Source organism: Vibrio tubiashii (assembly GCF_028551255.1).
Lineage (GTDB): Bacteria > Pseudomonadota > Gammaproteobacteria > Enterobacterales > Vibrionaceae > Vibrio > Vibrio tubiashii_B.
The window spans coordinates 2,589,416-2,600,864 of the sequence record NZ_CP117029.1; the positions used below are offsets into that span (position 1 = coordinate 2,589,416).

Annotated in this window: 9 protein-coding genes; 1 reads left to right on the top strand and 8 read right to left on the bottom strand. The window is 45.4% G+C overall.

The window, feature by feature from the left end:
- Positions 1-7: 7 nt before the first annotated feature.
- From carA to secA, 4 genes are all read right to left on the bottom strand, one after another.
- Complete coding sequence (gene carA / locus LYZ37_RS11900; RefSeq protein ID WP_272785618.1) at positions 8-1,147, bottom strand: glutamine-hydrolyzing carbamoyl-phosphate synthase small subunit; 1,140 nt, start codon at positions 1,145-1,147, stop codon at positions 8-10.
- A 482-nt stretch (positions 1,148-1,629) separates the two neighbouring features.
- Positions 1,630-2,439, bottom strand: a complete 810-nt coding sequence (gene dapB, locus LYZ37_RS11905) for a 4-hydroxy-tetrahydrodipicolinate reductase (protein ID WP_171381838.1) — start codon at positions 2,437-2,439, stop codon at positions 1,630-1,632.
- A 107-nt stretch (positions 2,440-2,546) separates the two neighbouring features.
- Positions 2,547-2,945 carry an 8-oxo-dGTP diphosphatase MutT gene (gene mutT / locus LYZ37_RS11910; protein WP_272785620.1) on the bottom strand — a complete coding sequence of 133 codons (399 nt, stop codon included), beginning with the start codon at positions 2,943-2,945 and terminating at the stop codon, positions 2,547-2,549.
- A gap of 229 nt (positions 2,946-3,174) precedes the next feature.
- The gene (gene secA / locus LYZ37_RS11915) at positions 3,175-5,904 is read right to left on the bottom strand and encodes a preprotein translocase subunit SecA (protein ID WP_272785621.1); all 2,730 of its coding nucleotides are present in this window, start codon (positions 5,902-5,904) and stop codon (positions 3,175-3,177) included.
- Positions 5,905-6,489: 585 nt separating this feature from the next.
- On the opposite strand from secA, the gene LYZ37_RS11920 reads away from it, so the two are divergent.
- A complete protein-coding gene (locus LYZ37_RS11920) occupies positions 6,490-6,948 on the top strand; it encodes a DUF721 domain-containing protein (protein WP_272785622.1) in 459 nt (152 codons plus the stop codon).
- 91 nt (positions 6,949-7,039) lie between these two features.
- Here the strand turns inward: LYZ37_RS11920 and lpxC are convergent, their stop codons facing one another.
- From lpxC to LYZ37_RS11940, 4 genes are all read right to left on the bottom strand, one after another.
- On the bottom strand, positions 7,040-7,957 hold the full coding sequence (gene lpxC / locus LYZ37_RS11925; protein ID WP_171323049.1) for a UDP-3-O-acyl-N-acetylglucosamine deacetylase: 918 nt from the start codon (positions 7,955-7,957) through the stop codon (positions 7,040-7,042).
- 97 nt (positions 7,958-8,054) lie between these two features.
- Entirely contained in the window at positions 8,055-9,290 is a 1,236-nt protein-coding gene (gene ftsZ / locus LYZ37_RS11930; protein ID WP_004744949.1) for a cell division protein FtsZ, read from the bottom strand.
- 30 nt (positions 9,291-9,320) lie between these two features.
- Complete coding sequence (gene ftsA, locus LYZ37_RS11935) at positions 9,321-10,583, bottom strand: cell division protein FtsA (RefSeq protein WP_069667120.1); 1,263 nt, start codon at positions 10,581-10,583, stop codon at positions 9,321-9,323.
- Positions 10,576-11,358 carry a cell division protein FtsQ/DivIB gene (locus LYZ37_RS11940; RefSeq protein WP_171323051.1) on the bottom strand — a complete coding sequence of 261 codons (783 nt, stop codon included), beginning with the start codon at positions 11,356-11,358 and terminating at the stop codon, positions 10,576-10,578. Before LYZ37_RS11940 ends, ftsA begins: the two co-directional genes overlap by 8 nt.
- Between the last annotated feature and the right edge of the window lie 91 nt (positions 11,359-11,449).

Consider the following 11,449-nt stretch of genomic DNA (forward strand, 5'->3'; position numbering starts at 1 on the left):
CTCCGAATTAAGCGCTGTGTTGTTTAATGAGTTCGATAAAGTGGTCAAATAGCGGTGCCGCATCTTCTGGACCTGGGCTCGCCTCTGGGTGACCTTGGAAGCTAAACGCTGGCTTGTCTGTACGGTGAATACCTTGCAGTGAGCCATCAAATAGCGATACGTGAGTGGCACGTAGATTCTCAGGCAGTGTTGCTTCATCCGCAGCAAAACCGTGGTTCTGAGAAGTAATCATTACAACGTTACGGTCTAGGTCTTTAACTGGGTGGTTTGCACCGTGGTGACCAAACTTCATCTTCACCGTTTGAGCGCCAGAAGCAAGCGCTAGGATTTGGTGACCAAGACAGATACCGAAAATTGGTAGGCCTTTTTCAAGGAATACTTTTGTCGCCTCAATCGCGTAAGTACATGGTTCTGGGTCACCCGGGCCGTTTGATAAGAACACACCGTCTGGGTTAAGAGCCAATACTTCTTCTGCTGAAGTTTCAGCAGGAACAACCGTTAGGCGGCAGCCGCGATCAACAAGCATACGCAGGATGTTGCGTTTTGCACCGAAGTCGTAGGCAACAACGTGATATGGCAGTTCGCTGTCGTCTTTCGCCTCAGGAAGTCCACCCTCAAGCGTCCACGAACCTTGTTTCCATTGATACGCTTCTTTTGTTGTAACTTCTTTCGCAAGGTCCATACCTTTTAGGCCAGGGAATTCTTTCGCTTTAGCTAGCGCTAGAGCCTCGTCTAGGTTGTTACCTGCTATGATACAACCGTTCTGTGCACCTTTCTCACGCAGAATGCGCGTGAGCTTACGCGTATCGATATCAGCAATGCCGACGATGTTTTGCGATTTAAGGTAGTCTGAAAGGGATTGTTCGTTACGGAAGTTAGAAGCGATAAGAGGAAGGTCGCGAATCACAAGGCCTTGTGCGTGGATTGAAGAGGATTCTTCATCTTCGGAATTGGTTCCGGTATTGCCAATGTGAGGGTAAGTAAGAGTAACAATTTGTTGAGAATAGGAAGGATCAGTGAGGATTTCTTGGTACCCCGTCATCGAGGTGTTAAAAACGACTTCACCGACAGCAGAACCATCTGCGCCAATGGATTCACCGTGAAATACTGTCCCATCTTCTAGGACTAGCAGTGCTGACTTGCTCAAGACAACCTCCGGAATAAAAATGCATTTAAATTGATTTAATTTGCAAATCTACCTTCCTGCAACACTCAAAAGTGCGTGTTTATGGAAATTAGACAAATTGGCGGTATTCTAATGATGGTTGTGATTTGTGTCAACAGAGTCGTGAAAATAAGTTAGACATTTAGGGCAGTTAAATCAAAAAAGGGTTTTAGATGGCTAAAAAACAAAGTTTAGTCAGAGCATTGGGAGGGTGAGATGAAAAATTTATGAATTGTGTCATTTTTCACTCATTACAGATCACAGTTTTGTTTTCACTTTTTGCGCAAACGTTGAACAAACTAAGTTAACCGGGATTTTTAAGAAGTTAAAACAAAAAATACATCAGAACAGCCAAAATAGGCACTAAAAATCCATATAACCAGCGTACTCCACCTGGTTTATTAAGCGAGCGTTACTGGCTAGATACAAAAAGCGCCGGGCAAGCCCAGCGCATAATTATTGATTTACAGTTCATTGAGCCCTAACACATCGGTCATGGTATAGAAGCCTGCTGGCTTCTCATTTAGCCAAACGGCGGCTTTAACAGCACCATTAGCAAAGGTCATACGGTCAGTCGCTTTATGGGTCACCTCAACACGCTCACCGATATCAGCAAACATTGCCGTGTGCTCACCAATAATGTCACCCGCTCGAATCGTAGCAAAGCCTATCTCATCTTTAGTACGCTCACCGGTAATACCTTCACGAGCATAGACAGCGACATCATTGAGCTTGTTACCCATCGCATCGGCAATCGCTTCACCCATGCCAATAGCCGTACCAGAAGGCGCATCTACTTTATGACGGTGGTGTGCTTCGACAATTTCAATATCGCAGTAATCACCCATCACCTTGGCCGCTTTCTCAAGAAGCTTAAAGACCAAGTTAACGCCAACCGAGTAGTTCGGTGCCATCACTACAGGTACTTCTTTGGCAATCGTATCGATGAGCTCTCGCTCTTGATCGGTGAACCCCGTCGTGCCAATAACAATGCTCTTACCGTGTTGACGACACAGCTCCAAGTTAACAAGCGTGCTTGCTGGCGCCGTGAAGTCGATGATGACATCAAAGTTTTCAATCTCTTTTGCTAGGTCGTCAGTCAGAACAACATCAAACTTACCTTCGCCGCACAGTTCACCGACATCCACACCCACGAGTGAAGATTCTGGTCGCTCTGAACCCGCGCCAACATGCGCCTGCTGATTTAGGTAAGTTGCTTTAACTAGGTTACGGCCCATTCGGCCTGCTGCTCCTGCAACTGCAATACGTACCATTGCATATCTCCGTTTCGAATAATCGTTTTTTTAGCCAATCCATTAAAACTAACAGTATTCACTACCGCTGGCTAGGGGGCTTTGATCGTTTAAGAAAATTTGATCGTTTAGGAAAACTCTTTAATCACGCGCTCTAGGATCGGGACATTGGCTTCAGGAAATGCATAGTTAGAGAGATCAGCGATCGCCGCCCACTCGCCTTGTTGCCCTTCTTTGCCATAAGGCTGACCTTCAAACTGTGTCACCGTCATAAAATCAAACTTCAACGACTTGTCAGGGTAGTCAAACTCAAGGTGTTCAAACAGCGCTTGCTCAGTCGTGATAATGCCAATCTCTTCTTCAAGTTCGCGAACCATGGCTTGCTCGATCGTTTCGCCCTGCTCGACCTTACCACCAGGAAACTCCCAAAAGCCGCCTTTATGTTTGTCATCAGAGCGCTTAGTAATAAACACCTGAGATTTATCTTGATTGAAGATAATTCCGGCGACGATATGAATTCGTTTCATCAGACTTCCTATTTACTTTCCATTGTCATGCCCTACATTGCGGCTGACTATTTTTGAGATAACCATTAGATATAAAAAGAGCCGCCTAAGCGACTCTAATTTAGTTGTATAAGTTTGCATGAAGCTAAGCTGTAACGCTATGAATGCAAGGCGATGGCACGGAGCTTACGCCAGTAAGTGAGTACCATCAACGCAGCAGTCATGAGTTACAGCAACGATTCATCAAACCTTATCCGATTTTGCCGTGACACTGCTTATACTTCTTACCGCTACCGCATGGGCAAGGCTCGTTACGACCAACTTTACGCTCTTCGCGAACCATAGGTTGGTGCGCGCCTTCGGCCTCTTCTCCACCATCTGCAAGCTGGCTTTGCGCTGATGCATGTTGCGCTTGGGCACGGCGAGCCGCCTCTTCAGCTTGAGCACGGCGCTGCTCTTCCATGCGCTCTACTTCTTCTTGCTGCTGTACGCGAACTTTAGACAGAATAGTAATCACATCTGACTTCAACGCATCAAGTAGACCTTCAAACAGTTCAAACGACTCGCGCTTGTACTCTTGTTTCGGGTTCTTCTGTGCGTAACCACGTAGGTGAATACCTTGGCGAAGGTGGTCCATTGCAGCTAGGTGCTCTTTCCAAAGCGTATCTAGCGTTTGTAGCATCACAGATTTCTCGAAGTTGCGCAGCACTTGCTCGCCAACCACTTCTTCTTTCTGTTTGTAAACAGTGATCGCTGTTTCGATGATCTTCTCACGCAGTGCTTCTTCGTAAAGTTTGTCATCTTCTTCAAGCCACTGTTTCACCGGCGCATCAAGATCGAAGTCATTCTTCAAGCGCTCTTGGAGACCTTCCACATCCCACATGTCTTCTAGAGATTGCGGTGGAATGTATTCATCGATAACTGAAGTTAGAACATCTTGACGGTTCTGCTCGATCATCTCACTGATGTCTTCAACTACCATCAATTCATCACGTAGCTCGTACACCACTTTACGTTGGTCGTTGGCAACATCATCGTATTCAAGTAGCTGTTTACGAATGTCGAAGTTACGACCTTCCACTTTACGTTGTGCTTTTTCGATTGAGCGAGACAGCATCTTAGATTCGATTGCCTCACCTTCATCCATACCGCTTTGAATCAAGCTTGCCATACGATCAGAGGTGAATATACGCAGTAGTGAGTCTTCCATCGATAGGTAGAAACGAGATGAACCCGCATCACCTTGACGACCAGAACGACCGCGTAGCTGGTTATCGATACGGCGAGATTCGTGACGCTCTGTACCAATAATGTGCAGACCGCCCGCTTCTAGCACTTGGTCATGGACCACTTTCCAGTCAGCTTTAATCTTGTCGATTTGTTCTTGAGTTGGGTTGTCTAGCTTCTCAACTTGAGCCTGCCAGCTACCACCCAACACGATATCGGTACCACGACCGGCCATGTTGGTTGCAATCGTTACTGCGCCAGGTGTACCTGCTTCTGCAACGATCTCCGCTTCTTTCTCGTGGAACTTAGCATTAAGTACGTTGTGCTTAATCTTAGCTTTCTTCAGGGCATTAGAAAGAAGCTCAGATTTCTCGATAGACACGGTACCCACAAGAGATGGCTGGCCTTTAGCAACGCGATCTTTGATATCTTCGATAATCGCATTGAACTTGTCCGCTTCGGTACGATAAACCACATCTGGCATATCGTTACGAATCATTGGTTTGTTGGTTGGGATAACAACCGTTTCCAATCCGTAGATAGACTGGAATTCGAACGCTTCTGTATCTGCCGTACCTGTCATACCTGACAGTTTTTCGTATAGACGGAAGAAGTTCTGGAAGGTAATCGATGCCAATGTTTGGTTTTCGTTTTGGATCTTAACGCCTTCTTTCGCTTCTACCGCTTGGTGAAGACCTTCAGACCAACGACGACCAGGCATAGTACGGCCCGTGTGTTCATCAACGATAACGACTTCGCCGTCTTCATTAACGATATAGTCTACGTTCTTTTCAAACAGTACATGGGCGCGAAGTGCTGCATTCACGTGATGCAGTAGGCTGATGTTGGCTGGAGAGTAAAGCGTATCGCCCTCTTCCATCAGACCATTTTTGATCATTAGCTCTTCAACAAACTCTTGACCAGTTTCTGTCAGGTGAACTTGCTTCGATTTTTCATCTACCGTGTAGTGACCATCACCGCGGTACTCTTCTGAGTCTTCCTGATCTTGCTTTTGCAGATGAGGAATCAAAGTATTGATACGAATGTATAGCTCAGAGCTGTCTTCGGCAGGGCCAGAGATAATAAGCGGTGTACGCGCTTCATCGATAAGAATCGAGTCCACTTCATCGACTACGGCGAAGAAACGTTCGCGTTGTACACGGTCTTCAGCGCGGAATGCCATGTTGTCACGTAGGTAGTCGAAACCAAATTCGTTGTTTGTACCGTAAAGAATATCCGCTAGGTAAGCTTCTTTTTTCTCTTGAGGAGGCATGTTCGGTACGTTTACACCAACAGACATACCTAAGAATTCGAATAGGGGGCGGTTGGTTTCCGCGTCACGCTTTGCTAGGTAGTCGTTGACGGTAACCACATGCACGCCTTTACCAGGCAGCGCATTGAGATAAGCAGGAAGTGTTGCAGTTAGCGTTTTACCTTCACCTGTACGCATCTCTGCAATTTGACCAGCGTTCAGTACCATACCACCGATAAGCTGAACGTCGAAATGACGCATGCCGTAAACACGCTTAGACGCTTCACGCACTGTCGCAAACGCTTCTGGTAGTAGTTTATCTAGAGTTTCACCCTGTTCTAAACGCTGACGGAACTCAACAGTTTTCGCTTTTAGCTCTTCATCTGAAAGTGCTTCAAATGTTGGTTCGTAGTTATTAATCTCTTTTACAATCTTTCTCAGACGGCGCAGTGTTCGGTCATTGCGACTACCAATCACTTTTGTCAGTAGCTTAGTTATCATTTGCTATGAATCTCTCTTTATCCAGATCGGGCCCGATCTACTTTTAATGCCTTCAGTCTCTAACAGTTTTGAACATAGGGCGAACTTACCTTTCGAGGTAAAATTTTGTTCGAGCTAAAAACGTTTTAGTCGCGGCGCAAGAAACGCAGTTTAGTACTCTAAATTAGTTTTTTGCAACAAAGAATAAAACGCTTTTAGCCGAACCCTTTGGGCAGTGTTTGTAACTTCATTCTGCTACGTTATCGCTTGCTTATGTAGGCTAGCTACTATGCGCAAGCTCTGCCTTGCATAATAAAGTTACAAACTACTGCAAAAATCATCTCGAAAGGTAAGTTCGCCCTGCAATACTGAGATAAATCACTTTCCTCAGATATTGTGATGACAACTATAGATTTCAAGGCTTATATCACTATAAGTGGCGCATAGTTTATGAAATTTTGCCTCTTACAACCAATAACAAGGTGATTTGTTTGAAGCATTCTTTATTTTTTCTCGTTATATGATGGAAGTTTATTCGCATTAAGCTCTATCTTCGCTCTAGAGCATTGACTAAAATAGAGTTGTCGATTTGATTAGAGGCTCAACATGAGAGATCACCGCCCGACGTTAGGGGATGAGATAATTGGGGATTCACGACTATCTCAATTGCAACAACATGCCAAAGAGATCATGTTGATCAACAAAGAATTAAAATCGATCCTACCAAGAGGTACGGAAGATCATTGCCGGGTGGCAAATATTCGCGATAACCAATTGATCCTCGAAGTGGCAAGTGCCGGGATCAAGATGAAAATTGATTACGAGCGATTAAGTATCTTGAATCAGCTAAGATCAAAAGGGTTTGCTCGCTTGATTGCGGTAAGCGTTCAGATCAACCCTGAACTGTATCGAAGTAAGAATCGCAGTGAAGATAAAGCAAAACCTCGTGACCCAATATCCGGTACCGCAGCGCAGTATTTAGAAATGATCGCAACAGGCGCCTCGCCTAAAGTCAAAGCGAGATTAGAGAGCTTGGCAAAACTGGCTAAAAAAGATCAAGATTAGCCGAGACAGGCAAGCAAAGCCTAAAGCTTATTTTGGAAAGGCCAGAAAACAAAAAAGCCAGACTTTCGTCTGGCTTTCTTAATCAATCTTGTTATGCCATAACCATGTTTGGTTCTGCAAATGCAACTGGAGAGGTTGCTTCTTCTTCGAAGGTTACCCATTCCCATGCTTCTTGGTCTGCAAGCACTGAACGAAGTAGTTGGTTGTTCAAACCGTGACCTGATTTAAACGCACGGAATTCACCAATAATTGGGTGACCACACATATAAAGGTCACCGATAGCATCCAACACTTTGTGAGTAACAAACTCATTGTCAAAGCGCAGACCTTCTTCGTTAAGAATGCGGTATTCATCCAGTACGATTGCACAATCGAAGCTACCACCTAGACATAGGTTTTGTGACTGTAAGTACTCAATATCGCGCATGAAACCAAAAGTACGTGCACGAGAGATGTCTTTAACAAAGCCTTGCGATGAGAAATCAAACAGTAGGTGCTGTTCATCAGATTCAATAGCTGGGTGGTTGAACTCAATTTCGAAATCCATACGGAAACCGTTGAATGGCACAAACTCTGCCCACTTATCGTCATCTTCAAAGCGCACTGGCTTTTTGATTCGAATAAAGCGTTTCGGTGCATTTTGCTCTTCGATGCCTGCTTGTTGGAGCAAGAATACGAACGGGCTAGCACTGCCATCCATAATTGGAATTTCTGGTGCATCAACTTCTACGACGATGTTATCGATACCCATTCCCGCTAGAGCTGCATTTAAGTGCTCAACAGTAGAGATACGTACACCTTCGTCGTTAACCAGTGCTGTACATAGCATTGTATCGCGTACAGACTCAGGGTCCGCAGGAAAATCAACTGGAGGATTCACATCGGTACGGCGATAAACGATGCCAGTATTTGCAGCAGCAGGGCGCAGAGTAAGCGTGACTTTACGACCAGAGTGGAGACCCACACCAGTTGTTTTCACTATTTCTTTCAGAGTACGTTGTCTGATCATCTACTTTGCCTCAGTAAAAATGCTACAAATCACGGTCAATTGCGACATTGACCGTGCATGCTACCACAAAATTGAACAGTGTCAAATTGTAGTTTTTTTAGTCAGCTTGACGACGTAAGAACGCAGGGATATCAAGATAGCCGCTTTCTTTATCTGCCTTAGGCGCTGCTGCACTTTGACCCGCACCCGAACCAGACGGTGTTGATGTCGTTGGCTGAGGAGTTACCTGAGGTTTCTCTTGCAAAGTTGGTGCCGCTTTTTCTTCCACTTTATTGACAGTCTGCTGAGCAGGTGCCGTTTGTGGTTGAGTCTGCGGTTGAGCAACAGGAGCGACTTTCGCTTTGCCACCCGCAACTAAAGTAATGTCAGGTTTCTTCTCGTTACCAATACCAGTAGCAACAACGGTCACACGGATTTCATCAGCCATATCAGGATCTAATGAAGTACCGATTACGACTGTTGCATTATCTGAAGCAAACGCTTTAACTGTGTTACCTACGGTTTCGAACTCATCTAGACGCATGTCTAGACCTGCCGTGATGTTAACCAACACACCGCGTGCTCCAGCAAGATCGATATCTTCTAGAAGTGGGCTAGAAATTGCCATTTCTGCCGCTTCTTCAGCGCGATCTTCGCCTTTAGCAACACCGCTACCCATCATGGCATGACCCATTTCTGACATCACTGTTCTTACGTCAGCAAAGTCGACGTTAATCATGCCTGGACGAGTAATCAGTTCTGCAATACCTTGTACTGCATTCTTTAATACATCGTTCGCGCTAGCAAAGGCTTCAAGTAGTGTAATACCACGGCCAAGTACCTTAAGAAGCTTCTCGTTAGGAATCGTAATTAACGAGTCCACGTGCTTAGAAAGCTCTTCGATACCTTGCTCAGCAAAAGCTAAACGCTTTTTGCCTTCGAAGCTAAATGGCTTAGTAACTACAGCAACCGTTAGGATGCCTAGCTCTTTTGCCACTTCTGCAATAACAGGAGCTGCACCTGTACCAGTACCACCGCCCATACCAGCTGCGATAAATACCATATCGGCACCGTTTAGCTCTTCTTTAATGCGATCGCGATCTTCGAGAGCTGCGTCACGTCCTACTTGAGGATTCGCACCAGCACCAAGACCTTTGGTCATATCACCACCAATCTGAATAACACTATTCACACTGGTTTTACGAAGCGCCTGAGCATCAGTATTAATACTAATGAACTCAACACCTTCGATGGATTCACGTACCATGTGTTCAACGGCGTTACCGCCACCGCCACCAACCCCAACGACCTTAATAACTGCGTCGTCAGACATTTCCATCATCGGTTCAAACATGTGTTATCTCCGTTTTTCCTGCCGCTCAGGTTAAAACTCTTTTTGTATCCAATTACGCAAACGACCAAACAACCCCGTTACTGACGAACGCGCTGGCTCGTTGTACTCAGTATCGTCGTTAATTTGACTGTCTCTTGCATAATGAAGTAAACCAACTGCCGTAGAATGATACGGCTCTTTTACATAATCCGTTAAGCCGCTTACCTCTAGAGGTTTGCCGACTCTGACTTGGTTGCGGAAAACGCGTTCCGCACACTCGACCAGTCCTTCAATCTGTGCCGCTCCACCAGTGAGCACCACACCTGCTGCTAGGTGATGTTTAATCCCTTCTTCGCGCAGCTTTTCTTGAACTGTATCGATGGTTTGATTAACCAGCCCCATAAGCTCAGTATAACGGGGCTCAATCACTTCAGACAGTGTCTGTCTTTGCAAACTGCGTGATGGACGCCCGCCAACGCTAGGAACGTTAACCGTGTCATCTTTACTGACTAGCTCACTAAGAGCACAGCCATATTTTACTTTTATCTCTTCCGCATCACTCACTGGTGTACCGAAAGCAAAGGCGATATCGCTTGTCACTGCGTTACCAGCATAAGAGAACACTTCAGTATGACGTAGCGCGCCGCCAGTCCAAATGGAAACATCCATAGTACCAGCACCAATATCAACTACACATACACCGAGCTCACGCTCATCTTCGGTAATCACAGCATTGCTTGCTGCTAAACCGGAATAGACTAGGTGTTCAACTTTAAGCCCGCAGCGCTCAACCGCTTTAATAATATTTCTTGCCATATCATTGTGACAAGAAATTAGGTGTACGCTGACTTCCATGCGCACTCCTGATAAACCTAGCGGATTTTTAATCCCTTCTTGGTAATCAATCGTAAATTCTTGAGGAATTACATGCAGAATGCGCTGTTCGTCACCAATTTTGATCGATTTTGCCGTATGGATTGCACGATCCATATCTTCTTGAGAAACCTCTTCATCAGAGATAGTTCCCATACCTTTTTCAATACGGCTCGCAATGTGGCGCCCTGAAAGCGAAATAAAAACATTGCTAATTTGGCACTCGGCCATCAATTCAGCTTGGTCAACGGCGCGCTGAACCGATTTTACTACCGATTCAAGGTCGTTAACGCCGCCCTTGTCCATCCCGCGAGACGGACTACTGCCTGCGCCAATAATGTTAATTTGACCATCAGGCAATACTTCGCCTACGAGAGCCGATACGGTAGCAGTGCCTATATCAAGACCAACAATAATGTTGTCATCAGCGGTCTTAGTCATCTGTAGTCTCTTGTGCTAACTCTTGTTCTGGGAACCATCCTATTGATGCTCCCGTATCATACCTGAGGTCTATGTAGCTCACTCGCTGAGTGTCACTACCCAAATTCTTGTAAAGAGAGATAAAGCGCTCTATTCGCTCTTCTAACGACTCTTTGCCAAGCTCTAAACGAATGCCATTATCGAGGATGATTTGCCACGCTCGACGATCATTTAAAACTAACGATGTGATCATTAGGTTAAGTGCTTCAAATCGCGGACTAATGTCTCGCCATACCTGAAGAACTTCTTCACTGGTGCCTTGCGGCCCGTATAGCTTGACGCGTTCTTCTTCCAGTTTGCCAATATCACCATCAAATACCTGACCGTAATCATTGAGCAAAGCATTCCCATTCCAGATCGCCTCTGCATGGTGCTCTGTCAGAAAAACTTTAACCGTGTCTGGCCACTGCTTACGAATAGAAGCATGAGAAACCCAAGGGATCGACTCCGCCATGTTCTGCAACACATCCACATCCTGAGACATAAATGTACCGACATGCTCAAGCCGAGCAAAAGCTCGTTGAACATCTAAAGCAGATACATAGTGTAATTCGCCCTGAAGCACGATTTTTGAAAGGGGTAGACGTTGATCGTCCCACATCCAAGTAATCGTTGAGTAGAGGAGGGAGCCAATTAACAACAAGACCACCAGCAAGAAACTACCACCGAGGGCATGCTCTTTTACTAGTGGCATAGCGGTTAAACGACGGCCTTCATTAAAAGCACTTTTAATCAAAGTCCATAGTCCTTGCCATTAGCTCGCTTATTTTTTCCCTATCCCAATTCGTATAATAGAGGCAAAAGCACTTACTTTAACCTTCGGATTA

What these genes read in the sequence shown, in the direction of transcription:
- ftsA (WP_069667120.1), bottom strand. Translation starts at nt 10,583, where the DNA reads ATGACTAAGACCGCTGATGACAACATTATTGTTGGTCTTGATATAGGC.
- secA (WP_272785621.1), bottom strand. Translation starts at nt 5,904, where the DNA reads ATGATAACTAAGCTACTGACAAAAGTGATTGGTAGTCGCAATGACCGA.
- mutT (WP_272785620.1), bottom strand. Translation starts at nt 2,945, where the DNA reads ATGAAACGAATTCATATCGTCGCCGGAATTATCTTCAATCAAGATAAA.
- LYZ37_RS11920 (WP_272785622.1), top strand. Translation starts at nt 6,490, where the DNA reads ATGAGAGATCACCGCCCGACGTTAGGGGATGAGATAATTGGGGATTCA.
- dapB (WP_171381838.1), bottom strand. Translation starts at nt 2,439, where the DNA reads ATGGTACGTATTGCAGTTGCAGGAGCAGCAGGCCGAATGGGCCGTAAC.
- lpxC (WP_171323049.1), bottom strand. Translation starts at nt 7,957, where the DNA reads ATGATCAGACAACGTACTCTGAAAGAAATAGTGAAAACAACTGGTGTG.
- ftsZ (WP_004744949.1), bottom strand. Translation starts at nt 9,290, where the DNA reads ATGTTTGAACCGATGATGGAAATGTCTGACGACGCAGTTATTAAGGTC.